This window comes from Bradyrhizobium sp. MI1.10 (assembly GCF_055811035.1).
Genome location: NZ_JBVVPN010000017.1, coordinates 146,313 through 173,158 on the forward strand (window position 1 = coordinate 146,313; position 26,846 = coordinate 173,158).

A 26,846-nucleotide genomic window follows, 5' to 3' on the forward strand; every position below is an offset into this window, starting at 1 on the left:
CTTCAGGTGGAGATGGTATGCCACGCGGAGCTGCTTTGGCGACGGATCTGACCAAGGAGAGTTTGGACGAGGTTGTCAACCAGCGTCGACGCCAACAGCGCTCGCTTGACACGCGGGAACGGATCCTCGAGGCGGCCTTCGAGGAATTTGCTGAGCGTGGATTCGAGGGAGCCTCGACCCGGACGGTTGCCGCTAAGGCCGGCGTTCAGCATCCGCTCGTGACCTATCATTTCAAGAACAAGGACGGGCTTTGGCGGGCCGTTCTCTCGACGACCAGCCTGAATTTCGGGCGTTACTTCCAGGACCGCCTCGCGGGCATTTCGGAGAAGGACGAGTTGGGGCAGCTCAGGATTATTCAGGAGCAGTTCGTCCGCTTCGCCGCGGCCAATCCGAACTTTCACTGGCTGATGTCACATGAGGGCAAACGGGAGAGCGAGCGGCTGACCTGGCTGGTCGAGGACCGGGTGCGTAACTATTTCAACGTCGTGGCGAAGTTGATCCGGGCTGCCCAGAAGCAAGGGCGCTACGTCGAGGGCGATCCCTATCATCTCCAATATCTGTTCATCGGTGCCGTGACGCGTATCTTCATGCTTTCGGCTGAAGTCAAGCAGGTGATGGGCCAGTCGCCGTTTTCCAAAAAGTTTGTCGATGAGCACATTCGCGCCTGCTGCGCGTTATTCTTTCGCGAGCCCGCGGAGGACCTTGGGCGGCGCAAGACAACGGCTCGCAGCAAGGCCGCGAAACGGGTCACCAAGCGAGCGGCAGGCTCCTGAAGCCGCGCACCATCAGGTGGCGCACGCGAACAGCTGCCGCGAGGTCGATCTCGAAGTCACCGAAGGTGTTCAGCACCTTCGGCAGAATCGTGCGGAGCACGGCGCGGGTTGCGGTGGCGCCCAGGCAAATATGCGGGCCGGAGCCGAAGCCGAAATGGCGTACCTTGCCGCGATCAATGTCGAAGCTGTCGGCATTTGCGATCGCGCTCTCGTCCCGATTGGCCGAGCCATAGAGCAGCACGACCCGGCTCCGCTCTGGAATCTCGGTTCTACCCAGCGTAACCGGGCCGGATGTGATCCGCGCGAAACACTGTGTCGAAGTATCCCAGCGCACGCCCTCTTCGATGGCAGTGTCGACCAGGCTCTGGTCGGCCAGTACGCGCGATCGCTGCGCGGGGTGGCGCCAAAGCGCGTGAATTAAGTTTGGTAGAAAGTGGCCGATCGAGGCATTGCCGGCCAGGAGCACCGTCATCATGTTGGCGATGATCTCGGCATCTTCCAGGGGGGCTCCGTCCTCCTGAACAGCGATTAGGGTTGAGAAAAGATCATCTCCGCGTTCGACGCGCCGGCGTGCAAGCTCGTCCGTTAGCAGGGCGACGACCTTGGCACGTTCTTCCTCGGAGAGCGCGGGACCCGCAGGACCGGAATCCTGCTGGAACAATCGCTCCGACAGCTCGGCTGCGCGCTGCGCGGAATCCGGCCCCAGGCCGAGCATCCTGCCGAGTGCGCCGAACAGCACGGGACGGCTGACCTCACTGACGAAGTCGCATTGGCGGCGGGTGCCGAGCTCTTCCAGGCGCTCTTCCAACGCGGTACGCATCCACGGCAGAACCAGCTCGATGCGGGCCGGGGTCAGCCCTTTCATGATGATCCGACGAAGCTCGTCATGCCGTGGCGGGTCGATCGAGCCCAGAGTCTTGCCGACGCGCAGCGGAGAGTCGCTCAGCGCGTTGCCGGCGGAAGACGAGAACAGCGCGGGATTGCCGAGCGCATGGGCGATATCCGCATGCCGGCTCACGAACCAGAGACTCGTGGCATGGCAGTAATAGACCGGACGTTCGGCACGCAAACGCAGATACGTCGGGTAGGGGTCCTTGACGAAGGCATCGCCGACAAGGTCGAAAGTGCTCACCCCCGTCACCAGCGGATCGTGAGCTTGTAGAAGCCGCGTACCATCATATGCGCGACCCGTTGAGCGTTCGCGATGTCGAGCTCATAGTCGCCCAGCGCCGACAGCAAAGGCGTCATGACGGTTCGTATCATCGCCCGCGCTGCAGGCGCGCCCAGGCAGATGTGGGGACCGGAGCCGAAGCCGAAATGCCGCGTTTTTGACCGGTTGATGTCGAAGCGGTCTGGGTCCGGAATGGCGCGTTCGTCGCGATTGGCGGCCGCGAAGCAGACCACGAGCCGGCTGTCCGCCGGAATCACAGTGCCATGCAGCTCGAAGTCCTTCGTGGTCTGCCGTCCGAAAGCCTGCGTGGAAGTATCCCAGCGAACACCTTCGTTCACGGCCGCATCGAGCAGACCGGGGTCGGCCTGCAACTTGCGCCGCTCGCCCGGATTGGACCACAGCGCGTAGATCAAATTCGAGAAATAATGTCCAATGGACGCATTGCCCGCGAGCAGTACCGTGGACATGTTGCCCAGGATCTCGCCGTCGGAAAGTGGCGCGCCTGCCTCCTGCGCTTCAAGCAGGAACGAGAACAAGTCGTCGCTGCGGTTCTTGCGGCGTCGCTCGAGCTGCTCGGTGAGCAATTCAAAGACGCCTTCCATCAAGCCGGGCCGGGCCGCGGGTCCCATCGGTCCCGTATCGGTGTGGAAGATGTCGCGGGACAAGACGGCGGCACGGTCGGCGGCTTCGCCATCCAACCCGAGCATCCGCCCAAGTGCGCCGTAAAGAATTGGTCGGCTAATATCCGCCATGAAGTCACATTCACGCCGGCTGCCGAAATCGTGGAGCAGTCGAGCCACGTCCCGCTGAATCGCGGGCAGCATGGATGCGATACGCGCAGGCGTGAAGCCCTTCATCACGACGCGGCGAAGTTCGTCGTGACGAGGCGCATCGGTCGAGCCGAGCGTCCTGCCCACCCGCAGGGGCGAATCGACCAGTGCATTGCCACGCGCCGAGGAAAACACCTGGTGGTCGTTCAGGATGCGCGCCACGTCCTCGTTGCGCGTGACGATGTAGAACCCGCTCGGATCGTGCAGGTAGACCGGATAGTCGTCCCGCAACACCTTGTAGGTGGGATAGGGGTCGTCGACGAAGCTGCGGTCCTCGGGGTCGAAACGAAAGCCCATGCGGTTCTCCCAAGCACTTTTTATCCTTCGTCTAAATATACCATATGGACAATATAACAGGCAAGCTCGTTGACTTACGCGGCGCGAACGGGCTTCCGGATGCCGACATATTGTTCGAGGGCGACTCGATCTGCCGCCACCCCGCTGCTTGCTCCCTGACGAACCGCGATACCGCGCTCCAGGATGATCGCCTGTCGAGCCAGTCTGAGCGCGAATCCCGCATGCTGCTCGATTAGAATGACGGCCATGCTCTGCGTCTCGGTGATCTCGGTAATGCAGCGCGCGACGTCCTGGGCGACCACGGGGGCGAGGCCTTCGAGCGGCTCGTCAAGCAGCAGCAAGCGGGGGTTTGTCACCAGGGCGCGCCCGATCGCCAGCATCTGCTGTTCGCCGCCCGATAGTTGATCGCCGAAATTGGTGCGTCGTGCTCTCAGGCTTGGAAACATCCCATAAACGCGCTCGATCGTCCAAGGACCGTCGGTCGCAGCAATCTGTAGGTTTTCCTCAACCGAGAGGGGAGCAAATATCTCACGGCCTTGCGGCACCCAACCAACGCCCATTCGGCACCGTCTGTGTGGAGGGACGGTGGTGATCTCCTCTCCACCGAAGCGGATCCGACCCGAGCGCGGCGTGAGGTGACCGGCAATGGCGAGCATCAGAGTTGATTTCCCGGCGCCGTTTCGTCCCAGGACTGCGAGCGAGCCGCCGGCCTCGATTGCAAGGGACAGTCCGCTGATGACCACGCCTTCGCCATAACCGACATTAAGTTGACCGACCTCGAGCAGCGGCTCAGTCACGGTCGTCTCCCAGATAGATCCGCCGCACCTCGGGATCGGTTGCGATCTCGTCCGGCCTGCCTTCGCAAAATACCGAGCCGGCCACGAGAACCGTGATTCTCTCGGCGAACCGGAAGACGAGATCCATGTCGTGCTCGATGAAGAGAACGGCGGTCTCGCCTGGGAGCGCCTCGATAGCCTGCATCAGCTCGAAGCTTTCCCCGGCTGGAACGCCCGCCGCCGGCTCGTCAAGTAGCAGGACGCGAGGGCGGCCGGCCAGGGCGAGAGCAATCTCAAGGAGACGCTGTCGACCATAGGGCAGTTCGTCGGTCCGCCGCAGACAGTCGCGGTGAAGGCCTACGGAACGGGCCAATTCGAATGCCTCGTCCGTGGTATCGGACTGCCGATGTAAGGCGAGGAGAGGTTTGCCGAGCCGCCCTCTGCGTCGGGCGACGGCGAGCATGATCGATTCCAGCGGCGTCAGATGCGGGAATAGGGCATTGATCTGAAAAGTTCGTCCTAGGCCGCGCGCGACGCGCTGATCGGTTGTCAGCCGGTCGATCGGCTCACCCTCCAACAGAATGCTGCCGCTGCTTGGCACCAGAACGCCGGTGAGCAGGTTGATCAGTGTGCTCTTGCCTGCGCCGTTCGGCCCGATCAGCGCGTGTCGGCCTCCGGACCTCAGCCGGAGACTCACGGCATTGGTCACCTTCAACGCACCGAATTGCTTGCAAAGCGCGCGGGTCTCCAGGGCCGCAGCCGTCATCCTGTCCGCCTCCACCGTGTGACCGTGCTCGCGAACAGACTCAAGATGCCAAGCAAGCCTCCTCTCGCCGTCAAGACGATCGCAATCAGCATCAATCCTAGCCAGAACATCCAGTAGACCGGATTGACCGTTGAAAGCAGGTCGCGCATCCAGAGGAACGCCGCAGCCCCGACAAAACCGCCGATGAGCGTGCCTATTCCGCCGACAACCAGCATGATGAGGGCTGAAACAGACCGTTCGAAGCTCAGCGTCTCCAGCGCGACGATTTGTGTGGTCTGTGCCAACAATGCACCGGAGATGCCGGCGATCGCTGCCGATATCGTGAAAGCGATCATCTTGCGGCGTGCGAGGGAGACGCCGAGCATCGGAACGCGAGTTTGGTTCTCGCGAATACCCTGCAGCGCGAGACCTTCCGGCGAGTGAATATAACGCCGGGCCACAAGGTAGAGAAACAACGCGCTGCCATAGGCATACCAGAACGCAGTGCGGCCGAAGAGATCAAAATCAAAAAGGCCAAGGAGCGGCCACATCTCGATGCCTTGCAGGCCGCTGTCGCCGCCAGTGAGCCAAGGCAGGCGGCTCGCGCCTTCGTACAGGAGGAGCCCGATGCAAAGCGTCACCATGAGCACCGCAGCGCCTCGGACCTTTGCAATAAGCGCGCTGAAGGCGAAGCCAAGCGCGCCGGCGACGAGACCAGCGGCAAGAACACCGGAGATCGGCTCGCCCCAGCCATGCGCCCCGAGGAGACCCGCCGTGTAGGCTCCAAGCCCGAAGAAGGCGGCATGTCCGAACGACGCAATCCCGCCGTAGCCGAGCAGCAGATCGAGCGACATCGCAAACAAGCCGCCGATCAGGATTTGCGTCAGCAGAACGAGTTTGCCGGGGAACAGGATATAGCAAGCCGCAGCTGCGACCCAGAAGCCAATTTCGAGCACAGTCCATCTTGCGCGGAGGCGTACCGCAGCTCGCGCGAGGTCGAGAGTGACATCACTCATTGCGAACGGCCAACCAAGCCTTGCGGCCGCACCGTCAGGACAGCAAGCGCTGTAGCATAGATGATGAACGCCCCGATTTCGGGAAGTAGGTACTTGCCGGCAACGTCAAGCACTCCGAACAAGAGGGAGGCAGCGAAGGTTCCGCGCAGCGAGCCGAGCCCGCCCACGCTGACCACGATCAACAGTTCGGTGAGAAATTTGACGGGGAAGTTCGGGTCGAGCCCGAGGAGCTTGACGCTGAGGGCGCCACCCAAACCGGCAAGCGCGGAGCCGAGGGCCAGGGCGAGAGCGTACAATCTTCCGACGTCGATGCCGCAGGAAGCGGTCATGCGCTGGTTGAAAACGGCAGCCCTTATCCTGGCGCCAAAATTAGTGTGATCGATCAGGCCAAGAAGCGACACAAGCAGCACGCCCCCGGAGCCGATCAGGAACAGGCGGTAGCGGTTGACGTCGAGAGCGCCGATATGGAGATTTCCGTCCAGCCATGAAGGCACCGTGATCGCCATCTGCTCCGGACCCACTAAATACGTGGCTGCAGCAATCGAAACGTACACGACGCCGATCGTCAGTAGGACCTGTTCCAGCTCGGAGGCGTTATAGAGCCTCCGGAAAAGACTGCGCTCGAGGACCGCACCCATGGCGGCGGCGGTAGCGGCTGCCGCTGCGACCGCCGCAAGGAACGGCCATCCTGCCTTGCCGATCAACAAGGCCGCAGTATAGCCTCCCACCATTGCCAACGCCGCATGCGCCATATTGGCGAAGCCCATCAGGCCGAGCGTAACGGATAGGCCGCTAGCCATCAGAAACAGCACGAACCCATATGCGATGCCGCCGATCAGGACGTTGACAAGGCCGAACATGATTACCCCTAGCGCGCCGAACCCGGATCCTTGACGTCGGGAATCGACGCGAACTCCGAGTTGATCATCTGTCCGTCGCGTTTCTCGACCTTTCGGAAGTAAACGTTCTGGACGATCTCGCGGGTCGTGGGATCGATCACGATCGGGCCGCGCGGACTTTCGAATTTCGTTTGCTTCAGAAGCTCGATCGTACGCTCGGGATTGAGATCACCTTTCTGCACGTCAACCGCATTATAGATGGCCCGCAGCACGTCGTAGGTCACCACCGCCATAAACCCTAGCGGTCGCTCTGGGGCGACAGCCTTAAACGTTTCTGCGAACTCCCGGTTCACTGCCGAATCATGGGTCGGGGTATAGTGGAAAGCTGTTACGACACCGAGAGCGGCGTCGCCAGCCGCAGGAAGCGACGACTCTTCCGTGATATCGCCGATGCCGATGATTTTGGCCGGATCCAGACCCGCTTCCTTGAACTGGCGGAGAAAAATTGGCGTCAACTCACCGGCCGCCATGAACACGAAGACACCGTCCGGATTCGCGTCCTTGATCCGCTGGATGTAGGCCGAGAAGTCCGTGGCTTTGAGGGGTGCGCGCACGGATCCAGCGATCGTGCCGCCGGCCGTCTTGTATTCACGGATGAACATCGCTTCCGCATCGAGACCTGGCTCGTATTCATGCACAAAGGTGTACACGGATTTGAGCTTCTGCTTGGCCGCGTAGAAGGCGAGCTGCTGCGCCATCTCGGTGGTGGTGAAGCCGAACCGGACCGCGAATGGATGCTTGGCAAGGATGCCGGAGGTCGCCGAATTAACGATGAGGAGGGGCACCTTGGCGCTGGTCGACAGCGGCGCAACAGCCATCGTATTGGGCGTGTAATCCATTCCCGCAAGGAATTCGACCTTATCGCTGACGATCAGTTCCTGGGCAAGTCGGCGGGCGACGTCGGGCGCAGGCCCCGTCGTGTCGCGCTTTATGATCTCGATCTTGCGACCGGCGACCGTTTTGCCAAACTTGCGGAAGAACACTTCGATGGCTGCATCGGAGGCAGCGCCAGCAGCAGCGCCCGGTCCGGTATAGCTCATCAACCAACCGATCTTCAGCGGTCGGTCGTCTGCCTTTGCCTGAACGCTGACGGCCAACATGGCCGCGGCCACGACTGCGATCCTGGCGATCATGCCACTCATCCTCCCTTGACTGGTAAGGCAGGTCTCTATCGGACCCTCTTGATACAAATTAGACCATGTGGAAAGTATATGAAAGATGTCCGGACCTGGCGGGCTCGACGATTTTCCCGGACACATTTTGGCAAAGCGACCTGAAGGAGCAGAGATGACCGGAGATATTGCAGTTACCGTTGCGAACGCCCGCTACCATTCCATCGGTGATCTTTTGCGGCGGTCGGCGCGGCGCGAGCCGGCCAAGCTCGGCTTGAGCTCCGGCAGCGTGAACTGGACCTTCGCGGAGATGGACGCGATCTGCAATCGGCTCGGTCGCGGCCTTCTTGGCCTCGGCGTGAAAAAGGGGGACCGCTTCGCCGTGCTCTCGCGCAACTCGCACGCCTTTGCGGCGCTCCGGTTCGCGCTGGCCCGGATTGGCGCGGTGCTGGTGCCGATCAACTTCATGCTCAATCCGGACGAGATCAACTTCATCCTGAAGAGCTCCGGCGCAAAGCTGCTCGCGGCCGGCCCTGATTTCGTCGAGTCCGCGCGCGCGGCCAGCGCCAGAGATTGCGCGGTCGAGAAGATGATCTGGCTGCCGGGCGAGGATCCCGCCACGGCGCCCGCGGGCCTCACCACCTTCGACGATCTGCTTCACGTCGACGGCTCGTACCTCGATGCGTCCGTCGATAGCCGCGATCTCGCCCAGATCGTCTACACCAGCGGCACGGAGTCGCTGCCGAAAGGTGCGATGCTGACCCACGAAGCGGTGATGTGGCAGTATGTCAGTTGCATCATCGACGGCGGCATGAGCGCGGACGACAAATTCCTGCACGCGCTTCCGCTCTATCATTGCGCGCAGCTCGACGTGTTCCTGGGGCCGCAAATCTATCTCGGCGCGTCCGGCGTGATTACGGGCAAGCCGACCGCCGACAACATTCTGTCATTGATCCAGGCGCACAAGATCACATCGTTCTTCGCGCCGCCGACGATCTGGATCGCGATAATGCGCTCGCCCAATTTCGACAAGACGGATTTGTCGACCTTGCAGAAGGGTTATTACGGCGCCTCGATCATGCCGGTGGAGGTGCTGCTCGAGCTCCAGCGCCGCCTGCCCAGCGTGAAGTTCTGGAATTTCTACGGCCAGACCGAAATCGCGCCGCTCGCGACCGTACTGGGTCCCGCGGACCAGCTGCGCAAGGCCGGCTCGGCGGGCAAGCCCGTCCTCAATGTCGAGACGCGCGTGGTCAACACTTCGATGGAGGATGTGAAGGTCGGCGAAATCGGCGAGATCGTGCACCGCTCGCCGCATCTGCTCTCCGGCTATTACAACGATCCGGTCAAGACGGCGGCGGCGTTCTCCGGTGGCTGGTTTCACTCCGGCGATCTCGCCACCGTCGATGAAGAGGGCCACATCACCGTGGTCGATCGCGTCAAGGACATGATCAAGACCGGTGGCGAGAACGTCGCGAGCCGCGAGGTCGAGGAGATGGTCTACCGCATCCCCGCCGTGTCGGAGGTTGCGGTCGTAGGCCTGCCCGATCCGCGCTGGATCGAGGCGGTGACTGCGATCGTCGTGGTCAAGAGCGGCGAGAAGCTCGACGAGGACACGGTCATCAAGCATTGCGCCGGCCAGATGGCGCACTTCAAGGTGCCCAAGCGCGTCATCTTCGTCGATGCCCTGCCCAAGAACCCGAGCGGCAAGCTGCTCAAGCGCGAGCTGCGCCAGCGCTTCGTGGGCGGCGAGACGCTCGACAAGGCGATCCAGAAGACGTTTGAAGTTTGAGTCGGCCGGCAATTCGACCGTTCGCTCGTCTTCAGGCCTTAGTTTAGCATTCTTACGCATTCCTCTTTCCGCAGAATGCATCACCACACCAAACCCAAGATCGTTGAGGCCAATTATGCTTAAAGGTCAAAAGAGGATTCCGAGTTCGATCCTCATTTTCGGTGCGGCGGCCCACATCGGCAGCCCGCTTGCACGTTTCTTGAACCAAGAAGCGCCGCAGATTCACTTGCGGCTTGTGACGAGCAAACCCGCAAATCGAGATGTCCTCCGCCGCGAGCACCCACATGCTGAGGTCGTCGTTGCCAGCTACTTGGATCTTCCCTCACTCGAAACAGCAGTCGAAGGCATGGAGGGGGTCTTCGTTCTAACAAGAAGCGGCGCAGACGAGACCGAAGCGATGACCAATCTCGTCGTGTTGCTGAAGAAGGCAGCGGCTGCCGTTCACGTGATACGCCTTCTCGGAATGCAGCCCGAAGCAAACCAGAGGCGAATCCCTCGATCGCTTCGCGAGCATGGTCTTGGTCTTCCCATCCAGCACCCCATAGCAAAAGAAATTCTCGACGAGAGCGGACTGCCCGTCACTTATCTGAACATAGGGGCGACATTCATGGACAATTTCCACTGGATGAAGGAGGGCCTCCGGAGAGAGCGCAAGCTTATCTGGCCCGAGCGTCTGATCCCTTACATTGACCCGCGCGACATTGCGGAAGTAGCCGGACGTCTTTTCCTTTCAGACAATCATCGGCACATTGGTCAGTTTCACACCCTCAACAATGGACAGGATATACTCAGGTTCGCTGAGGTGGCGGAGCTCATGAGCGAGGCTTTTCAGGAAAGGATCGTACATGACGGCACAAAGGAAAGCTTCTTCCAGGCGTACCAAGAACTCGGAGTGGTTCGGCTGAAGTATCTTTGGGATTTCTTCCAGTATGAGGAAGACAATGAAGTGGTATGGGCGCGCAATGACTTCGTCGAACGCACCCTGGGACGGAAGCCTATCTGCTTAAGGAATTGGCTTGCCGAACATCGAGAACGGCTGATGTTCGCGACTTGAGGCGTCGTTTTCGCCTGCGGTCTTGCGCAAGGCAACATCGATCGTGCGGATTACACTCTAGAGCGAGACTAGCTGGACATGGAATACAGACGATTCGAGAGGGGCCAAATCGGGGTCGGCCTGACGGAGGCGAGCGCTTCCGTATCCGCTTGGAGTGGCTAGAGAGAATGTCGGAAACAATAGGAAATCGGCAATGGATTCTGAGGGGGCGGCCGACCGGGCGGTTGCGTCCAGAGGATTTTGACTATCGAGAGAGCTCAGTTCCGGACGCCGCTCTACAAAACGGCGATGTACGGGTTCGTAACGTTGCGTTCAGATGTTCACCGACGATGCGCAACTGGATGGAGGCGCCCGGAAACAGCCTGTACCCGTCGATGCCTTTGGGTGAACCGGTCATGGCATCGGCTGCCGGACGAATTGTTGCGTCCGCGAACCTCAACTTCAAGGTAGGAGATCGCGTGCTGGCCCGGTCTGGCTGGCAGGATTACGCCATTCTTCGTGCAGCGGATCTGGACCGCGCGACTAAGATTCCGATCGGGATGAGTTATCTCGACGCGCTAGGGCGGTACGGTCTCAATTCGTTGACGGCCTATTTCGGACTGCTCATGGTTGCCCAACCCAAACTCGGGGAAACCCTCGTCGTGTCGGCAGCCGCAGGATCGACCGGATCGATCGCCGCCCAAATTGGCAAGATCAAAGGAATGAATGTGATCGGTATCGCTGGAAGCCCAGAGAAGTGCCAATGGCTAGTCCGTGACTGTGGTATCGACGCAGCCATCGACTACAAGACAGAACCCGTTGCGGAGCGCTTGAGAGCTCTCGTTCCGCAAGGCATAGACATCTACTACGACAACGTCGGGGGGGAGATCCTGCAAACAGCCGTCAACAACATGGCGCATTTCGGACGCATCGTACTGTGTGGACAAATCGCGAGCTATGACACTGACAAGCAGCCGGACGGACTTCGCAATATGATGCGATTGATCTATGGAAGCATCCGAATGCAGGGGTTTCTCTGCTCAAATTATCAAGACCGATTCGCCGAGGCGATCCAGGATCTCCGCGCGTGGACGAATGCCGGTAAGTTGGTGCACCGAGAGCACATCCACAAAGGTTTTGAAGTGCTGCCTCGTGCCTTGCTCTCCTTGTTCAACGGCAGCAATGAAGGTACCGTTCTCGTTCAGGTCGATGACGAAGCGTCCAGCGAAGTGTAGCGGCGGAAAGCGTACCACGAAGTTGACGGCGCAGGCCGCTCTGCTCAACGTCCCGCTGGGCTAACCGACACACTCGCTTTACAAGGCAGTCGAGAGCCAAACCGCTGACGCTTCGCAAGTGCAACTGTCAGGAACATATTCCATAATGAAGGTTATGCGAATCGATAAAGCATAAGTAAATCAATTCCTTAGCATGGATCCAGCTTGCTCCGCCTGTTGCACGTCAGTTTGAGCACCTGGCTTCCAACGCGTCGATGAAGGAGCGGTCCCACCGGCCGGCACGCATGGCTTCCATCGTCGCTTCTTCGCGGGTCCGCTGGCTCTGCGCCTTCTCGATCAACGCGCGAGCCGTGCCGGGAGCGAATGCGAGCAGGCCGTCTTGGTCACCGACGATCAGATCGCCTGGATGCACGACCATCCCACCGACAGTGACTGGCACATTGATCGCGCCAGGGCCGTCCTTGTAGGGACCGCGGTGGTTGATGCCGCGTGCATAGATCGGAAAGGTCCGCTCGCGGATTTCCGCTACGTCGCGGATTGCGCCGTCGATCACCATGCCGGCAAGCCCGATCGTTGCCCCATAAAAGGATAGAATACCTCCGATCACGGCGTTCGTGGTGTCGCCACCGGCGTCGATCACCATGACATCGCCGGGGCGGCAAAACTCGAAGGCACGCAGGATGGCGAGGTTGTCGCCGCCCCGCGTGAGCACGGTGACGGCCGTTCCGGCGAGCGAGGCAGGCTTATGATACGGCGTGAGCCCGACGGAGCCGCGGTTGCGCTGCATATTGTCGCTTAGGAGCGCCACCGGTATATCGCGCAGCGCCGTGATGATGTCGGCCGACACCTGTGGTGCGGAGGCATTCTTCGTGAGACCGGAGATCTGCATGATTTCGAATCCTATGTGGAGTGTTAGCGTAAATCCGACACGGCCCGCGCGATGCGCGCGACGCCATCGGTCAATGTTTCAATGTCGGTGGCGATCGAAAGCCTGAAATAGGGAGAGAGCCCATAGGCCGTTCCGGCAACCAACGCGATGCCGGCACTCTCGAGAAAATACAGAACCACGTCGCCGTCGGCGTCGAGCCGTCTGCCGTCGGGCGCGGTCTTGCCGATCAAGCCTCCGCAATTGACATAGAGGTAGAAAGCACCATCCGGCGCCCGGCAACTCAGGCCGGGAACGGCGTTGACGAGCGGCAGAATGGCGTCGCGTCGTTGCCGGTAGATCGCCACACTTCGCTCGACGAAGCCCTGGTCGCCCTCGAGGGCCGCCGCGGCTGCGGCCTGGCTGACCGAACAGCAGTTTCCGGACGATTGGGACAGAAACGTGTTGATCGCCTGGACGAGATCGCTCGGGCCTGCGATCCAGCCGATCCGCCAGCCCGTCATGGCGTAGGTCTTGGAAACACCGTTGATGGCCAGCGTGCGATTGCGCAGTTCGGGCGCGACCGTGAGAAGGTGTGGCGCGCTGACACCGTCGTAGCGAATGTGCTCATAGATGTCATCGGTCATCACCATGACATGCGGATGCCTCGCCAGCACGCCAGCAAGCGCGCGATATTCGTCGGCCGTATAGCTTGCGCCGGTCGGATTGCTCGGTGAATTGATCACGAGCCAGCGCGTGCGCGCCGTGATCGCGCCCTCCAGTTGCGCTGCGGTCAACTTGAAATTCTGCGCCTCCTCGCACGGAACAAAGACCGGGGTACCATCACAGGCAATCGCCATATCGGGGTAGGAAACCCAATAGGGCGCCGGAATGATCACCTCATCGCCGGGCTCCAGCGTGGCCGCGAACGCGCTATAGATCGCGCTCTTTGCGCCGTTCGTTGCAATGATCTCGTCGAGCGCATAGGTCAGCCCGTTTTCGCGCTTGAGCTTGGCCGCAATCGCGCGCCTGAGATCCACGGTACCAGCCATCAGGGTGTATCGCGTCGCACCCTTATCCATCGCGTTCGCCGCCGCCTGGCGAATGTGCGCAGGCGTGTCGAAATCGGGTTCGCCGACCACCAGACTGACGATCTGTCTGCCCTGCCGGCGCAATTCGTTGGCGCGATCGGCGGCCGCCGTGCTGGGTGAAGGTTTAATTCGCCTGACGCGCTCTGCGATGCGGGATGAGTTCACCATGGACCTCGATCATACTGTCGGGTCGCGACGCTATCTTTTGGTGCGGGGTAAGGCCAAGACGAGTTCGGTCTTCCTCGATATGAATCTCTTATAGATGATGGCGATTTCGGCTAACGTGGCAGAGTTCTTGCTGGCGCCGAGGCCGGCCGAGCAAGCAGTAGAGGGCGACGGCCCGGTGGGAGTAATCCGTGAACCTGAGGCGCTTGCAATATTTCGTGAAAATCGTCGATATCGGCAGTCTTACACAAGCAGCCGACATCCTGCACGTGGCGCAGCCGGCGCTCAGCCAGCAACTGGCGACGCTGGAGGGCGAGGTCAAGCAGCAATTGCTGCTTCGAACCAAACGCGGGGTCACGCCGACGGAAGCTGGCAAGGTACTCTACCGACACGCCCAGCTCATCCTGCGCCAGTGCGACCAGGCGAAAGTCGACATGAACGCCGCCGGCCAAGGCCTGTTGGGTGCCGTCTCCGTCGGACTGGCTCCCGGCACGGCTGCGGCCAGATTGGCGTTGCCGCTGTTGCGGACGGTGCGCGCCCGCCATCCGGGCATATTGCTCTACCTCAACGAAACCTATGGCAACACGCTGTCCGAACTTGTCATGAACGGGCGCATGGATATGGCCGTGCTCTACGGTGGGCAAACCGCCGTGCACGGCCTGTCGTTCGTTCCCCTGCTGAAAGAACAGCTGTTCCTGGTCGGGTCCGACCAGATGGTCGCTCCGCCCGAGCAGGTGCCCCTGCGCATGATCGGCGAGTTGGAGCTGTTTCTTCCGCGCCCCTACAATGTCGTGCGCCGGATGGTGAACGAGGCTTTTGCCGCTGCCGGAATGACGCCCAGGGTCGTCGCAGAGATTGAATCCGCCAGCACGCTGACGGCCGCTATCGCCGACGGTCTTGGAGCCACGATCCTGCCGGAATCAATGGCTCGCGAAGTTGCCGCATCGTGCAATGCCTGGCAATCACGAATCACCGACCCGGTGATCGAAGCGCCCCTCGCCCTCTGCCAGTCCGACCATCTGCCGCTCTCAGAACCGGCGCAAGCGATCAGGGATATTCTTCTGGAACTGATCGCCGCGCTGCACGGCAGCGAGATCGCATCGGGATGAACGACTAAGCGCCCGGCTTCATAAGCGCGCCTTATCGGGACAAAGCCATTATGTCTTGGCGCCAGTGCCCAAGCATCGCTAGCCTTTCGTACATTGGCTGCGTGTCCGCGCGAGGGCCCGAATTGGGTATACGCCCATGGAATTGAAGCAGATCAAGGCTTTCATCGATGCCATGGCATCGTCCGAGCTCACTGAAATGCAGGCGACCAAGGACGGCTGGACGCTCAGGCTGGTGCGGGGCGCGGCTGGCTCGCGCACCCGCGTTTCCGGATCGCCTCTCTCGACTTCCGCCCAAGGCATCCGGCGCGAACCAGGCGCCGCCTCGGCGATCGCCGGCAAAACCGACACCGAAGTGAGTGCACCACTATTCGGGGTCGTCCATCTTACACCGTCTCCCGGCGCATCGCCGTTCGTCGTCGTTGGTCAGGCTGTCAAAGCCGGCGAGACGCTATGCGTCATCGAAGCGATGAAGGTGTTCAACAACATCTGCGCCGGGCGGGACGGCGTCGTCGAAGCCGTGATGGCGACTTCTGGAAGCGAGGTCGAGGCCGGACAATTGCTCATGCGCATTGCTTGATGCCATGTTTCAATCCGTTCTCATAGCCAATCGAGGCGAGGTCGCGCTGCGCATTCAGCGGGCGTGCCACAGTCTGGGCCTCAGGACCATTGTGGTCTATTCCGAAGCAGATCGCCAAGCGCCTTATGTGCACCGTGCGGACCAGGCTCTCTGCATCGGGCCGGCGGCGGCCGGTGAAAGCTATCTCAATCAGGCCGCTATCATCATGGCCGCCAAGGTCACCGGCGCAGAGGCGATCCACCCGGGCTACGGTTTCCTCTCGGAGAATGCGGTATTCGCTGAACGGGTCGCAGAAGCGGGCATGGCCTTCATCGGCCCCAGCGCTGCTTGCATTCGGGTCATGGGGGATAAAGTCGCCGCCAAGCGCGCCATGCGGGCGGCCGGCGTACCTTGCGTGCCCGGCCCGGACCACGCACTGCCCGACGCTCCCGACCAGATCCGCGATCTCGCGCGCGAGATCGGCTATCCCGTCATCGTCAAGGCCGCTGGCGGTGGTGGTGGACGTGGCATGCGGGTGGTCGAGCAGGAGACTGCCCTGCTCGGCGCACTGTCTGTCACGAAAGAAGAAGCCCGTCGATCCTTTGGCAATGCCGAAGTTTACATCGAAAAATTCCTTGCGCGGCCCCGACATGTCGAGATCCAGGTGCTGGCGGACGGCTACGGCAATGCGGTTTGGCTCGGCAGCCGGGATTGCTCGCTGCAACGCCGTCACCAGAAAATCCTGGAAGAAGCGCCGGCGCCGGGAATTTCAGAAGCTCTGCTGGCGGAGGTCGGATCTCGCTGCGTCGAAGCCTGCAAGCAAATCGGCTATCTGGGGCTCGGCACCTTCGAATTCCTCGTCGAGGACGGCGCCTTCTACTTCATCGAGATGAACACGCGACTGCAGGTCGAGCATCCCGTTACCGAGATGACGACCGGCATCGATGTCGTGCAGCAGCAGATCCGCGTGGCGAGAGGCGAGCGGCTCACATTTACTCAAGCCGATATCCGCTGTCGGGGCCACGCGTTCGAGTGCCGCATCAACGCAGAAGATACCGAACGTTTCGTCCCCTCGCCCGGCACGATAACACGGTGGGATCTGCCTGGCGGCTACGGCGTGCGCGTCGATAGCCACGCCGGCGCCGGGTATCGGGTATCGCCTTACTACGACTCGATGATCGCGAAATTGATCGTGCACGGCGACACGCGCGAGGATGCACTCGGCCGACTGCGTATCGCCCTTGATGAGATGCAGGTCGAAGGCATTGCCACCAATCTGGCGCTGCACCGCCGGTTGGTGCGGGACCAGGCCTTCGTCGCCGGAAGTGTTGACATCCATCATCTGGAGCAACGATTGCGCGAAGGAGGACTGATGTGATCTCCGGTCAGCCACGCATCAGCGTCCTCGGAACAAGCGCCCTGCTGTTTGAGGCGCCCGGCGAAACCGACCTTGCCACGCAAGAGCGCATCTGGACGCTTGCGAAAGAAGCGGAGGGTTGGCCGGAAATACGCGAAGCAGTCCCCGGCATGAACAACCTCATGCTGAGCTTCTCGCGTCCCCCCGCACGCTGCAAACCGATCGAGGACCGGTTGCACGCGGCCTGGACTGCGGCCGTGCCGATGCGAATCGAGGGACGCCTCATCGAGTTGCCGGTCGTCTATGGCGGCGACGGTGGTCCGCACATGGCTGACGTGATGGCTCACACCGGCCTCGACATTGATCGAATTGCGGCGATTCACAGCGCGCCGACGTATGTCGTCTACGCGCTGGGAAGTCATCCCGGCTATTGTTACTTGGGCGGCATGGACCAGCGGCTCGCAACGCCGCGGCGCAAAACGCCGGTCGTCAGTATTCCGGGCGGAGCGGTTTCGATCGGCGGAGCGCAAACCGGCGTTTCAGCCTCGGCCGGTCCGAGCGGCTGGAACACGATCGGCAGCACGTCCATGCGTTTCTTCGATCCTGCACTCGACCCTCCGGCGCTGCTTCGTCCAGGCGATAGGCTGCAGTTCAAGATCGCCAAGGTGATCCGATGATCGAGATCATGAAAACCGGCGCGCTCGCGACCGTGCAGGATCAAGGTCGTGGCGGTGCCCTTAAATGGGGAGTTGGAGCGTCAGGCGCGCTTGACAATCTCGCACTGGCGGCAGGAAACATCCTGCTGGGAAACGATGAACACGCGGCCGGTGTCGAGATTCAGATTTTTCCGTTCCAGGTCCGCTTTCTGGAAGACTGCGCTTTCGCGATCACCGGCGCCGATTGCGGGGCTTCTCTCGACGATCTGCCGCTGCCGCCATGGTGGGTACAGACGGCGTCGGCCGGCCAGATTCTGCGCCTGGGCATTCCTCGTCAGGGAATATGGCGCGCCAGCCGTGCCTATCTTTGCCTCGCCGGCGGAGTCGACGTGCCGCTGGTGCTCGGTTCACGCAGCACACAACTCCGCGGCACGTTCGGCGGTCTTGAAGGCCGGCCGCTTCGCAGCGGTGACAGGCTGCGGGCCGGAGCGAGGGCCAACGGTGCTGGCCGGGGAGGCTTCGGACTTAGCCCACCCGCCCTGGATCTACCTCTGACGGAAGGCGGTCTGCCGGCCGTCAGAGTCCTGCCGGCCGCCGAATACGCGCAATACACCGAAGCCGCACATCAGGCCCTGTGGAACGAGCCCTGGCGTGTCACGCCGCAGAGCGACCGCTACGGATATCGTTTGGATGGCGCGCCGCTGCACCTCATTGCGCCGATCGAAACCCGCTCCCATGGAATTGTGCCCGGGGTCATCCAGGTGCCACCAAACGGACAGCCGATCGTGCAGATGCGCGACGCACAGCCTTCCGGCGGTTATCCCAAGATCGGCGTCGTGATCGAAGCCGACCTCTGGCGGCTCGGCCAGGCGCCGATCGGCAGCCGTATCCGCTTCAGGCAAACTTCCTGGGACGAAGCGATCGCCGCTGGCGAGCTGAACGCGCGCTGGCTGGCGGAGGCGCGCCGCCTGGCGGACCTATATCGCGACCGCACGGGGAGCAGCTGACATGTCCTTCGATGATCTCAGCGATCTCTCGGCATGGATGGCCCAGGCCGGCATCGACGAACTCGAATTGACCGGACCGTCGTTTCGGCTGCGACTGGACAGTGGTGGCGTGCACGCGCATGACGATCTGGCTGACGACCGGCAAAGCGACACCAGGTTGGACCAGATGCTCTCCAGCAAAGTGATCGCGGCATCCACGGTGGGGATATTCCTGCACCGCCACCCCTTGCATGAAGCTGCGCTCGCCCCCGAGGGAACTCAGGTACGCGCCGGACAGGCCCTCGGATTGCTTCGGATCGGACCTCTTCTGGTTCCGGTGATCGCGCCGCTAGACGGAATCGTCGGCGCCCTCCTGGTTGCCCACGCGACCCCCGTCGGGTTCGGAACCCGCCTTGTCGAACTTCACCCCGCCAGCGCCAGGTAGCACCGACCATGGACATCGATCTCAACGCCGATCTTGCCGAAGGCTTCGGCCCGTGGCTCATGGGAGACGACGAAGCGCTGCTGGACGTGCTGTCGTCAGCCAATCTGGCCTGCGGCTTTCACGCCGGCGATCCCCTGATCATGCTCCGCACGGTCAGGCTGGCATTGACCCGAAACGTGGATATCGGCGCCCATGTCGGTTTCCCCGATCGCCAGGGCTTCGGACGCCGCATCATGCACATCGATGCCGCCGAACTCGCCGCGATGGTGATCTATCAGCTCGGCGCCCTCGACGGCATCACGCGCTCAGTCGGCGGCCGGATGACGCATATGAGTTTTCATGGCGCGCTTGGAAATATGGTTGCAGCCGATGAGGCTCTGGCCGCGATACTGGTCCGGGCGGTTGCCGAATTCGACCCACGACTGCTGATCGTCTCATCTAGCAGCCGTGCCATCGAAGCGGCGGCTGCGGGCTGCGGCCTGAAGGTTGCAACAACCTTCCTCGCCGACCGCGCCTACGACGATGACGGGTTGCTCGTTCCACGCAAGCTGCCGGACTCGGTGATCCATGACGAAGGCGCCGTGATCGAGCGTGTGCGGCGCATGCTGGACCGTGGAGAGGTTGTCACCTACTCCGGCAAGCCATTGACGATGCGGCCGCGAAGCATCCTGCTGCATGGCGACACGCCCGGCGCGCTCGACCTCGCCCGACGCATCCGGCGGGAGATCGAGGCCATCGGCGGCAGAATCGTTCCGGTCTCGCGCCTGCCGGGATAGGCCGGCGGCAGGATAACGCATAAGGCGGTCTTATCCCGCCACAGACATTCCATCTTATCGCGCCGCCCCGCGGCCCGGTAAGCTCCCGCAACGATCTGGAAGCCAGCGATGCCTTTTTCGGATTACAAGACAGCTCTCGTGACAGGCGCCTCGTCCGGCATCGGTGCCGCCGTGGTCGAGCGCCTGCGGCGCGAAAATCTCGAAGTCCACGCGCTGGCGCGCAGTGCGAAGGCGCTCGGAGAATTGTCCGAACGAACCGGCTGCATCGCCCATGCGCTTGACGTGACGGACCTCAAGAGCGTGACCAGGCTCACACAAGAGGTCGCGTTCGACGTCCTCGTCAACAATGCGGGCGTCGATCGCCCCAACCCGTTTCTGAAGGCAGAAGCCGAGGACATCGATCTTCTCATCGATGTCAATTTGCGCGCCGTGCTCCATTTGTGCCGCCTGGTTGTGCCGGGAATGGTCGCCCGCGATCGGGGCCACGTGATCAATATCAGCTCGATCGCAGGCGCCTACAATTTCGGCGGAAACTCCACCTATCATGCGACCAAGGCCGCCGTCAGCATGTTGTCGCGCCAATTACGCATCGATGCCTTCGGTCGGCGTGTGCGCGTGACCGAGATCTGTCCGGGCCGGATCGCTACAGATATTTTCGCGCATGTTCATGGCGCTTCGGCAAACACCTACGAACGGTTCATCGAAGGATATGAGCTTCCACAAGCCTCTGATGTCGCCGATGCGATCGCTTTTGCGATTGCCGCCCCGGTAGCCGTCAATATCGGCCACCTCGAGATTACACCGACCCTCCAGGTACCCGGCGGGCTTTCGACCGCGAAGCCGGCCGCGCCGGCCGCTGATCCAACTTCTTGAGCAGACGATGCAGGGTTTCGACGTCAGCGCAATCCTGCTCAATCCCCAACTGGCCGGGATGCTGGTCGACGGCTTCTGGGTCACGCTCATCATCGCGGTAGGGTCATGGATCCTTGCGATGGGCCTGGGCATCCTGTTGCTCGTGATCCGGCTGATGCCAAGCCGCATCGCGGAGCGTGCCGTCCGCGTCTATGTCTCCTACCACAGCAACGTACCGACCCTCGTTCAGTTGATGATCTGGTACTTCGGCATCTTCAGCCTGCTGCCGTCCGCCTTCCAGAGCTGGCTCAGCGAGCACTACGCCGAGGCGACATTCGCGATCATCGGCCTCGGCCTCTGTCAGGCGGCATATTTCAGCGAAGACCTTCGTTCGGGCTTGCGGTCGGTCGTGGCCGGACAGGAGGAAGCCGCGCGCGCGCTCGGACATAGCTACATCGGCACCATGCGCTATGTGCTGTTGCCTCAGGCTTTCTCCAACGCCCTTCCCGCGCTGGTCAACCATACCGTCTCTCTGTTTAAGAACAGCACACTCGCCATAGCCATCGGCGCGGCCGAACTCACGCACGCGGTCAAGGAGGTCGAGAACCAGAGCTTCCGCACCTTCGAGACGTTCCTGATTGCGACAATTGTCTATCTCACCTGTTCGCTCGTTTTGATGGGAATCGGCGCGTGGCTCGGCCAACGCGCAAAAACGGTCGGAGCACGCTGAGCGATGCTGACCGAGGTCTACCATATCATCCAGGACGATTGGCTGCTTCTGCTGATCGGACAATATCCCAACGGACCGCTGGGCGGTATCGCGGCGACGCTGCTGCTCTCGGTGCTCGGCATCTCGCTGGCATTCCCGCTGAGCGTTGTGGTCGCCCTGGCGCGGATTTCGCCCTGGCTCTTGTTGCGCGCGCCAGCTACGGCGCTGGTCTACACGATGCGTGGCGTGCCGCTGCTCGTGATCATATTCTGGGGGTACTTTCTCGTTCCGCTGTTGATCGGGCGGGTCGTTCCCGGCTTCGTCACGATGGTTTGCGCCCTGGTGATTTACGAGGCCGCATTCCTGAGCGAAATCGTGCGCGCCGGGATCCAGGCGCTGCCCTCGGGACAAACCGACGCCGCCAGAGCACTCGGCCATAGCCACCTCGGCGCAATGCGATACGTCATCCTGCCGCAAGCGCTCTACAACATGATGCCGAGCATACTCAGCCAGTTTGTTTCCACGATCAAGGACACGACCCTCGGTTATGTCATCAACGTTCCGGAACTCACATTCGCGGCGAACCAGATCAACAACCGGCTGCTCACCAAGCCGTTCGAGGTCTTCTTCCTGCTCGCAGTCATCTACTACGTAGTCTGCTGGAGCCTCACGCAGCTCGCAAACTGGCTTGAGCGCCGGATCGCTACGAAGCGAGCCGGCAGCGGAGGCGCTCGCGGAAAGGACTTGGCGGTGCAGGACGGCCAACCTCTGCCGGCGGAGCTATGAACATGTTCGACGCAGCAGTTCGGGAGACCCGCACATGATCGAATTCTCGCACGTCAACAAGCGATACGGCGAATATCATGCTTTGGTCGACATCAATGCGCAGGTTCGCAAGGGCGAGGTCGTCGTCGTATGCGGGCCGTCGGGATCGGGGAAGTCTACCCTGATCCGCACGGTCAATCGCCTGGAGGAGATCCAATCCGGAACGCTGACGTTCGACGGCCAGAATGTTCATGCCAAGATGAGCAGCAAGGAACTCAATCGGATCCGAAGCCGCATCGGGTTTGTTTTCCAGAGCTTCAACCTGTTTCCGCATATGTCGGCGCTCGAGAACGTCATGTTCTCGCCTATCCGCCTCCGCGGCCTCAGGCCTGCCGACGCGCATGACAAGGCCATGCTTCTCCTCGATCGCGTCGGGCTGGTCAACAAGGCGCGATCCTATCCGGCGCAGCTTTCCGGAGGACAGCAACAGCGCGTCGCAATTGCGCGTGCACTCGCCATGGAGCCGCCGGCGATGCTGTTCGACGAACCGACGAGCGCCCTCGACCCCGAAATGGTCGGCGAGGTCCTCGCGGTCATGCGCAGCCTGGCAGGAGACGGAATGACGATGATGTGCGTCACGCACGAAATGGCATTCGCACGCGAGGTCGCTGACCGCGTCTGGTTTATGGATGCGGGAAGCATTCTGAGCATGGCCGAGCCGAAGAGTTTCTTCAGCAATCCAGAACACCCCCGCGCGCAACGCTTTCTTGCCGACCTTCGCGCGCGATAAGCCGCTATCAACCATCGACCGTAGGAGTCCAATCATGTCAGTCAGACGTTTCGCAAGTCATTTCGTTCTTGTTGTTGCCAGCCTCTCGACAATCTTCGCCGCCCGTGCCGACCAATTACAGGACATTATTCAGCGCAAGGAGTTGCGTTGCGGAACATTTGCTGACGTGCCTCCGTTCGCCGCGCCGGATTCCAAGACCCGAGAGATGGTTGGCTTCGATGTCGACTTATGCGGCGCGATTGCGAAGTCTCTCGGCGTCGTCGCCAAGATCACGCCATTGTCGGTCGATGCGCGCGTGCCCGAGGTGAAATTGGGGCACGTGGACATCACCGTTGCCAACCTTGCATATACCCTTAGCCGCGCAGAACAGATCCAGTTCAGCGACCCCTACTACATCGCGAAGGAAATGCTGGCCGTCAAAGCCAGCGACCCCGGCACCAAGAAGGCAGACTTCACGGGCAAGCGGCTTTCGTCGACCAAGGGATCGACTTCCGAGTTGTCGATCAAGCTCAACGGCTCTGATCCTCTCACTTTCCAGGATACCGGCTCGGCTTTCATGGCGGTTCAGCAGAACAAGGCGGTCGGAATGGTCGCCAACACGATGACGATAACCAAGCTAGTCAACGAGTCCAAGAACGCGAACGTCCAGCTGAAAATGATCGATGAACCCATGATCCTTCAGCCGATCGGCATCGGCATGAAAAAGGCCGAGCCGGCCCTTCTCGCAAAGGTCAACGAATCCCTCGCGGCACTCGACAAGAGCGGCGAGATCAATCAGATCTGGGAAAAATGGCTCGGCCCCGCCACGGAATACAAGATGGTACGGACCGACAAGGTCGCGCCGCTTGGCGAGCTAAAATTCACGCCCATTCCCTAGGCCCATTCCGCTAGAGAGAGTAGAGGCAAGCAGGCTTGTTAGCCCCTCGCCCTCTTAGGATGGGGTCAGTCTGCCGAACTGAAACGACAATAGCCGCTCGTACTCCTCTCACTAGCAACCATCGAGGGCGACACGGTCGAGCAAGTATTGGGCTCCGCGCCGTTCATTCGTATGGACCGCTAGGCTCACCTCCCTGGACCACCCGCAGCATCACCGCGCTTATTGGCGGCAGGCACCGCACGGCATGGCCAGAGCGAATTTCCTGCTGAGATTGTGAGGCGCTGCTGGGAGAGGCTTGACGACTACTCGCGCGCAACATCCTCCGCGCCAATCACGTCGCCAAAGAGTTCCCACTTCTCTCCTTTAAATTGTTGTATGCGGAGCTGAGTGATCGGCGCGAAAGAAACGGCGCTGGTGTTGATCTTCACCCCTGGTAGTAGAGTGTCCGGAACAAAGCCTTGCAAGCTGGCGGCCTGTTTCATGACATTCGCGCGAGTGAGATCGTCGCCACACATCTCAAGGATCTTCACGAGCGTTTGGGCTGCGCCATAGCCGTGCACGATGCCGGCATCGGTCTTGTCTGCGCCCGGCATGTATCTGTCGACAAACTCCGACCATTTCTTCATACCAGGATCATCGCTCCACTGCGGATCCGCGCCATCCTTTGCATAGGCCGCGGACAAGACCCCTTGGGCGTTCTCGAACCCTGCAGGCTTCATCACGCTGCCGACAAACGAAGCCCCATTGTTGATGATCTGCAGCGGCTTCCAGTTGAGCTCTGCCGTCTTCTTGATCGCCTGAGCTCCGAATTTCGCGGTCGCAAAGATCATCAAAACGTCGGGATTAGCTACCTTGATCTTCGCGATATGGGAGTCGATAGATGGTTCGGAGACTTCGTAGCTCTCTTCCAAGACAATGGTGGAAGCGGCCCTTTCGCCGAGCATGTCTTTGACGCCTTTCAGATAGTCCTTACCGAAATCGTCGTTCTGATAAAGAATGGCAGCCTTAGCGCCGGGCTTCTCCTTCATGATCCACTTCGCGAAGATCTTTGCCTCGGTCTGGTAGTTCAACTGCCAGCCCATTGTCCATGGGAACGTCTTCGGATCATTCCACTTCGAAGCGCCGCTTGCAACGAATAGCTGTGGTACCTTTTTTGCGTTTAGATACTTCTGGATAGCCGTGTTCGATGGCGTGCCGAGCGAACTGAAGACAAGAAGAACCTCATCGCTTTCGACGAGTTTGCGAACCTGCTCAACGGCCTTGGGAGGCGAGTACGCGTCGTCGTAGGAAATGAACTTGATCTTACGACCGTTCACACCCCCCCGATCATTGATCATTTGGAAATATGCTTCTTCCGTTTTGCCGATGATGCCATAGGCGGACGCCGGGCCGCTATAAGGCACCATGTTGCCGATCTTGATCTCCGATTCGGAAGCACCAACATCGTATCGTTTTTGCGCAAGGCCCGGGGTGGAGCTAACAGTTGCAATGGCGAGCAATAGCAATACTGGGCGGGCTTTTGTCAAACGCATCAAAATCTCCATGTTTGGATTTAGGAACCAATTTTTGCTGGACGTCGCAAGTCGTGTCGCGCCACTACGCACCGTTGACAGCAGCACGGCTCGCGAGCTGGACACGAGAGCGCGTCGGCAAATAGCGGGAGAGGCGTGCAAGGGCGAAAGAATGCCCGTAAAGCCTTCTGGCTCTGGCAAAGAATGCTCTGTGTGAGCTCGGGCTCTGCCACCCACAACTTTCCTCCTCAACTGACTTGCGCATTCTTATGCTTCTTACGCTCGTCTAGCTTAGGCGTGGGCACTAGGCTGAAAAATGCGCCTAATGCAAATGATTCTTTCAGCCCGTGAGGGAATGGGAAAGCAAGCGACCGGCACAAGGCAGTTAAACACGCACTGCCCACCTTCAGATCGTCCACTGCTTTGAGAGATCCGCAGGGATGCTTTAGCCGAACATCAGGGCTTGGCCGCACTATTAGCGTGCGAAACCCATACCGAGAAGCCGTCGAACGGCGACGTGCATCTAACTCAGCTCTTTGCCGCTTGCGCACGATGTGGTGCTTCTAGCGCGAGCGCAAGCCCGTTCTGCACAATTGCGGTAGTCGCAGCAAGCTCGTCTCCCAAACGTCTATGTGATAGTATTTCTAGTCCCCTCCTCCCTAAGGAACTTCTTCGACTTTTGCGATTCGCGGTTCGCCATGGCTATCTGCCTCGCGCCGTGCGGCACGAGGTAGATGACGGCGAACAGGAGTACGCCGAATACGGCGCCGGAGAGGCCCTTGGAGATGCCCTCCGCCATGTTCGGCACGAAGATGATGAAGGCTGCGCCGACGAACGAGCCGGGCAGCCAGCCGACGCCACCGACGACCATGCCGAGGAACAGCGAGATCGCCAGCGTGATCGTGTAGCTGTCGGGCGCGACGAACTGCACGGCGATGGCGCCAAGCGAGCCGGCAACGCCGGTGATGCCGGCGGACACGCCGAAGGCCAGCGTCTTGTACAGTGCGACGTTGACGCCCATCGCGGAGGCCGCGATCTCGTTGTCGCGGATCGCCATGAAGGCGCGGCCCGAGCGGGAGCGCAGCAGGTTTACCGAGAAGATGTAGATCGCGAGCACGACGGCAAGCGAGAAGTAGTAGAGCCAGGTGTCCTGCGACATCGGCAGCCCGAACGGCGCGTCGGGCTTGGTGACGACGAGGCCCTGCACGCCGCCGGTCCAGTGCTCGAGGAAGTTCAGCTTCAAGAGCTGCGGCATCGCGGTGGCAAGCGCAAAGGTCGCGAGCGCGAGATAGACGCCCGACAGCCGCAGCGCCGGCTTGCCGAACAGGTAGCCGAATCCGAAGCAGACCGAGGCGGAAATCGGAATGGTCAGCGCATAGTTGACGTTGAAGTACTCCATCAGCACCGCCGACGTATAAGCGCCCACGGCGTAGAAGGCGCTCTGGCCGAGCGAAAACTGGCCGGAGCCGCCCGTCAGGATGTTCAAGGCCAGCACCGCGAGCCCGTAGATCAGGAGCATCGTCATCTGGAAGATGATGAAGTTCTTGACGAACACCGGCACGATCAACAGCACCGCCAGCACCAACAGGGAGGTGCCCGTGCCCAGCGTCATCGCCCGCTTCGGAACCGCCTCGACGGCCGGGGCTTCCGTGACGACGTC

Annotated in this window: 27 protein-coding genes; 16 read left to right on the forward strand and 11 right to left on the reverse strand. The window is 61.0% G+C overall.

Features of this window, described 5'->3' with window-relative positions:
* Positions 1 to 35: 35 nt before the first annotated feature.
* Positions 36 to 773 carry a TetR/AcrR family transcriptional regulator gene (locus tag AC0L3K_RS19630; RefSeq protein WP_473366687.1) on the forward strand — a complete coding sequence of 246 codons (738 nt, stop codon included), beginning with the start codon at positions 36 to 38 and terminating at the stop codon, positions 771 to 773.
* Here the strand turns inward: AC0L3K_RS19630 and AC0L3K_RS19635 are convergent.
* The 7 genes from AC0L3K_RS19635 to AC0L3K_RS19665 all read right to left on the reverse strand — a co-directional run bounded on the left by AC0L3K_RS19635 (position 748) and on the right by AC0L3K_RS19665 (position 7,640).
* Positions 748 to 1,905, reverse strand: a complete 1,158-nt coding sequence (locus AC0L3K_RS19635) for a cytochrome P450 (RefSeq protein ID WP_473366688.1) — start codon at positions 1,903 to 1,905, stop codon at positions 748 to 750. The two genes, AC0L3K_RS19630 and AC0L3K_RS19635, sit on opposite strands and share 26 nt — an antisense overlap.
* Before the next feature lie 5 nt (positions 1,906 to 1,910).
* Positions 1,911 to 3,071 (reverse strand): cytochrome P450, encoded by a 1,161-nt coding sequence (locus AC0L3K_RS19640; RefSeq protein WP_473366689.1) that lies wholly within the window; start codon positions 3,069 to 3,071, stop codon positions 1,911 to 1,913.
* 74 nt (positions 3,072 to 3,145) lie between these two features.
* Complete coding sequence (locus AC0L3K_RS19645; protein ID WP_473366690.1) at positions 3,146 to 3,868, reverse strand: ABC transporter ATP-binding protein; 723 nt, start codon at positions 3,866 to 3,868, stop codon at positions 3,146 to 3,148.
* Entirely contained in the window at positions 3,861 to 4,613 is a 753-nt protein-coding gene (locus AC0L3K_RS19650) for an ABC transporter ATP-binding protein (protein ID WP_473366691.1), read from the reverse strand. The genes AC0L3K_RS19645 and AC0L3K_RS19650 overlap by 8 nt, the downstream gene beginning before the upstream one ends.
* Positions 4,610 to 5,548: a branched-chain amino acid ABC transporter permease gene (locus AC0L3K_RS19655; protein WP_473366722.1), complete on the reverse strand. Its 939-nt coding sequence runs from the start codon at positions 5,546 to 5,548 to the stop codon at positions 4,610 to 4,612. The genes AC0L3K_RS19650 and AC0L3K_RS19655 overlap by 4 nt, the downstream gene beginning before the upstream one ends.
* Positions 5,549 to 5,604: 56 nt before the next feature.
* Entirely contained in the window at positions 5,605 to 6,468 is an 864-nt protein-coding gene (locus AC0L3K_RS19660) for a branched-chain amino acid ABC transporter permease (RefSeq protein ID WP_473366692.1), read from the reverse strand.
* A gap of 8 nt (positions 6,469 to 6,476) precedes the next feature.
* On the reverse strand, positions 6,477 to 7,640 hold the full coding sequence (locus tag AC0L3K_RS19665) for an ABC transporter substrate-binding protein (protein WP_473366693.1): 1,164 nt from the start codon (positions 7,638 to 7,640) through the stop codon (positions 6,477 to 6,479).
* Positions 7,641 to 7,794: 154 nt separating this feature from the next.
* Here AC0L3K_RS19665 and AC0L3K_RS19670 point away from each other — a divergent pair, with 154 nt between their 5' ends.
* The 3 genes from AC0L3K_RS19670 to AC0L3K_RS19680 all read left to right on the forward strand — a co-directional run bounded on the left by AC0L3K_RS19670 (position 7,795) and on the right by AC0L3K_RS19680 (position 11,676).
* Positions 7,795 to 9,408 carry an acyl-CoA synthetase gene (locus tag AC0L3K_RS19670; RefSeq protein WP_473366694.1) on the forward strand — a complete coding sequence of 538 codons (1,614 nt, stop codon included), beginning with the start codon at positions 7,795 to 7,797 and terminating at the stop codon, positions 9,406 to 9,408.
* 115 nt (positions 9,409 to 9,523) lie between these two features.
* Positions 9,524 to 10,462 (forward strand): NmrA family NAD(P)-binding protein, encoded by a 939-nt coding sequence (locus tag AC0L3K_RS19675; protein ID WP_473366695.1) that lies wholly within the window; start codon positions 9,524 to 9,526, stop codon positions 10,460 to 10,462.
* A 167-nt stretch (positions 10,463 to 10,629) separates the two neighbouring features.
* Complete coding sequence (locus AC0L3K_RS19680; protein WP_473366696.1) at positions 10,630 to 11,676, forward strand: NADP-dependent oxidoreductase; 1,047 nt, start codon at positions 10,630 to 10,632, stop codon at positions 11,674 to 11,676.
* Between the two features lie 223 nt (positions 11,677 to 11,899).
* On the opposite strand, the gene AC0L3K_RS19685 is transcribed toward AC0L3K_RS19680, so the two are convergent.
* The gene (locus AC0L3K_RS19685) at positions 11,900 to 12,565 is read right to left on the reverse strand and encodes an RraA family protein (protein WP_473366697.1); all 666 of its coding nucleotides are present in this window, start codon (positions 12,563 to 12,565) and stop codon (positions 11,900 to 11,902) included.
* A gap of 23 nt (positions 12,566 to 12,588) precedes the next feature.
* Positions 12,589 to 13,800 (reverse strand): aspartate transaminase, encoded by a 1,212-nt coding sequence (locus AC0L3K_RS19690; protein ID WP_473366698.1) that lies wholly within the window; start codon positions 13,798 to 13,800, stop codon positions 12,589 to 12,591.
* Positions 13,801 to 13,988: 188 nt separating this feature from the next.
* On the opposite strand from AC0L3K_RS19690, the gene nac reads away from it, so the two are divergent.
* The 12 genes from nac (at position 13,989) to AC0L3K_RS19750 (ending at position 23,675) form a co-directional block, all read left to right on the forward strand.
* Complete coding sequence (nac, locus tag AC0L3K_RS19695; RefSeq protein WP_473366699.1) at positions 13,989 to 14,906, forward strand: nitrogen assimilation transcriptional regulator NAC; 918 nt, start codon at positions 13,989 to 13,991, stop codon at positions 14,904 to 14,906.
* A 136-nt stretch (positions 14,907 to 15,042) separates the two neighbouring features.
* Positions 15,043 to 15,483 (forward strand): acetyl-CoA carboxylase biotin carboxyl carrier protein, encoded by a 441-nt coding sequence (locus AC0L3K_RS19700; protein ID WP_473366700.1) that lies wholly within the window; start codon positions 15,043 to 15,045, stop codon positions 15,481 to 15,483.
* 4 nt (positions 15,484 to 15,487) lie between these two features.
* Positions 15,488 to 16,840, forward strand: a complete 1,353-nt coding sequence (gene accC / locus AC0L3K_RS19705) for an acetyl-CoA carboxylase biotin carboxylase subunit (RefSeq protein ID WP_473366701.1) — start codon at positions 15,488 to 15,490, stop codon at positions 16,838 to 16,840.
* Entirely contained in the window at positions 16,837 to 17,496 is a 660-nt protein-coding gene (gene pxpB / locus AC0L3K_RS19710; RefSeq protein ID WP_473366702.1) for a 5-oxoprolinase subunit PxpB, read from the forward strand. Before accC ends, pxpB begins: the two co-directional genes overlap by 4 nt.
* Complete coding sequence (locus tag AC0L3K_RS19715) at positions 17,493 to 18,482, forward strand: 5-oxoprolinase subunit C family protein (RefSeq protein WP_473366703.1); 990 nt, start codon at positions 17,493 to 17,495, stop codon at positions 18,480 to 18,482. The genes pxpB and AC0L3K_RS19715 overlap by 4 nt, the downstream gene beginning before the upstream one ends.
* 1 nt (position 18,483) lies before the next feature.
* Positions 18,484 to 18,906, forward strand: a complete 423-nt coding sequence (locus AC0L3K_RS19720) for an acetyl-CoA carboxylase biotin carboxyl carrier protein (protein ID WP_473366704.1) — start codon at positions 18,484 to 18,486, stop codon at positions 18,904 to 18,906.
* 8 nt (positions 18,907 to 18,914) lie between these two features.
* Positions 18,915 to 19,682 (forward strand): LamB/YcsF family protein, encoded by a 768-nt coding sequence (locus AC0L3K_RS19725; protein WP_473366705.1) that lies wholly within the window; start codon positions 18,915 to 18,917, stop codon positions 19,680 to 19,682.
* Positions 19,683 to 19,790: 108 nt separating this feature from the next.
* Positions 19,791 to 20,555: an SDR family oxidoreductase gene (locus AC0L3K_RS19730; RefSeq protein WP_473366706.1), complete on the forward strand. Its 765-nt coding sequence runs from the start codon at positions 19,791 to 19,793 to the stop codon at positions 20,553 to 20,555.
* Between the two features lie 7 nt (positions 20,556 to 20,562).
* Positions 20,563 to 21,264, forward strand: coding sequence for an amino acid ABC transporter permease (locus AC0L3K_RS19735; RefSeq protein ID WP_473366707.1), 702 nt, complete (start codon positions 20,563 to 20,565; stop codon positions 21,262 to 21,264).
* A 3-nt stretch (positions 21,265 to 21,267) separates the two neighbouring features.
* The gene (locus AC0L3K_RS19740; protein ID WP_473366708.1) at positions 21,268 to 22,029 is read left to right on the forward strand and encodes an amino acid ABC transporter permease; all 762 of its coding nucleotides are present in this window, start codon (positions 21,268 to 21,270) and stop codon (positions 22,027 to 22,029) included.
* Between the two features lie 34 nt (positions 22,030 to 22,063).
* Positions 22,064 to 22,798, forward strand: coding sequence for an amino acid ABC transporter ATP-binding protein (locus AC0L3K_RS19745; protein WP_473366709.1), 735 nt, complete (start codon positions 22,064 to 22,066; stop codon positions 22,796 to 22,798).
* Positions 22,776 to 23,675 carry an ABC transporter substrate-binding protein gene (locus AC0L3K_RS19750; RefSeq protein WP_473366710.1) on the forward strand — a complete coding sequence of 300 codons (900 nt, stop codon included), beginning with the start codon at positions 22,776 to 22,778 and terminating at the stop codon, positions 23,673 to 23,675. Before AC0L3K_RS19745 ends, AC0L3K_RS19750 begins: the two co-directional genes overlap by 23 nt.
* Positions 23,676 to 23,977: 302 nt before the next feature.
* Here AC0L3K_RS19750 and AC0L3K_RS19755 read toward each other — a convergent pair whose 3' ends face one another.
* Together AC0L3K_RS19755 and AC0L3K_RS19760 are read right to left on the reverse strand one after the other, a co-directional pair.
* Complete coding sequence (locus tag AC0L3K_RS19755; protein WP_473366711.1) at positions 23,978 to 25,207, reverse strand: ABC transporter substrate-binding protein; 1,230 nt, start codon at positions 25,205 to 25,207, stop codon at positions 23,978 to 23,980.
* Between the two features lie 607 nt (positions 25,208 to 25,814).
* Positions 25,815 to 26,846, reverse strand: a 1,032-nt coding sequence (locus AC0L3K_RS19760) for a branched-chain amino acid ABC transporter permease (RefSeq protein WP_473366712.1), incomplete at its 5' end; no start/stop codon positions are given.

Excerpts from the sequence above, each read along its gene's own strand:
- accC (WP_473366701.1), top strand. The coding sequence starts at position 15,488 with ATGTTTCAATCCGTTCTCATAGCCAATCGAGGCGAGGTCGCGCTGCGC.
- AC0L3K_RS19685 (WP_473366697.1), bottom strand. The coding sequence starts at position 12,565 with ATGCAGATCTCCGGTCTCACGAAGAATGCCTCCGCACCACAGGTGTCG.
- AC0L3K_RS19725 (WP_473366705.1), top strand. The coding sequence starts at position 18,915 with ATGGACATCGATCTCAACGCCGATCTTGCCGAAGGCTTCGGCCCGTGG.
- AC0L3K_RS19690 (WP_473366698.1), bottom strand. The coding sequence starts at position 13,800 with ATGGTGAACTCATCCCGCATCGCAGAGCGCGTCAGGCGAATTAAACCT.
- AC0L3K_RS19670 (WP_473366694.1), top strand. The coding sequence starts at position 7,795 with ATGACCGGAGATATTGCAGTTACCGTTGCGAACGCCCGCTACCATTCC.
- AC0L3K_RS19650 (WP_473366691.1), bottom strand. The coding sequence starts at position 4,613 with ATGACGGCTGCGGCCCTGGAGACCCGCGCGCTTTGCAAGCAATTCGGT.
- AC0L3K_RS19730 (WP_473366706.1), top strand. The coding sequence starts at position 19,791 with ATGCCTTTTTCGGATTACAAGACAGCTCTCGTGACAGGCGCCTCGTCC.
- AC0L3K_RS19675 (WP_473366695.1), top strand. The coding sequence starts at position 9,524 with ATGCTTAAAGGTCAAAAGAGGATTCCGAGTTCGATCCTCATTTTCGGT.
- AC0L3K_RS19740 (WP_473366708.1), top strand. The coding sequence starts at position 21,268 with ATGCTGACCGAGGTCTACCATATCATCCAGGACGATTGGCTGCTTCTG.
- AC0L3K_RS19665 (WP_473366693.1), bottom strand. The coding sequence starts at position 7,640 with ATGATCGCCAGGATCGCAGTCGTGGCCGCGGCCATGTTGGCCGTCAGC.
- AC0L3K_RS19715 (WP_473366703.1), top strand. The coding sequence starts at position 17,493 with ATGATCGAGATCATGAAAACCGGCGCGCTCGCGACCGTGCAGGATCAA.
- AC0L3K_RS19680 (WP_473366696.1), top strand. The coding sequence starts at position 10,630 with ATGTCGGAAACAATAGGAAATCGGCAATGGATTCTGAGGGGGCGGCCG.
- AC0L3K_RS19735 (WP_473366707.1), top strand. The coding sequence starts at position 20,563 with ATGCAGGGTTTCGACGTCAGCGCAATCCTGCTCAATCCCCAACTGGCC.
- AC0L3K_RS19660 (WP_473366692.1), bottom strand. The coding sequence starts at position 6,468 with ATGTTCGGCCTTGTCAACGTCCTGATCGGCGGCATCGCATATGGGTTC.
- AC0L3K_RS19720 (WP_473366704.1), top strand. The coding sequence starts at position 18,484 with ATGTCCTTCGATGATCTCAGCGATCTCTCGGCATGGATGGCCCAGGCC.
- AC0L3K_RS19745 (WP_473366709.1), top strand. The coding sequence starts at position 22,064 with ATGATCGAATTCTCGCACGTCAACAAGCGATACGGCGAATATCATGCT.
- AC0L3K_RS19640 (WP_473366689.1), bottom strand. The coding sequence starts at position 3,071 with ATGGGCTTTCGTTTCGACCCCGAGGACCGCAGCTTCGTCGACGACCCC.
- AC0L3K_RS19700 (WP_473366700.1), top strand. The coding sequence starts at position 15,043 with ATGGAATTGAAGCAGATCAAGGCTTTCATCGATGCCATGGCATCGTCC.
- AC0L3K_RS19755 (WP_473366711.1), bottom strand. The coding sequence starts at position 25,207 with ATGCGTTTGACAAAAGCCCGCCCAGTATTGCTATTGCTCGCCATTGCA.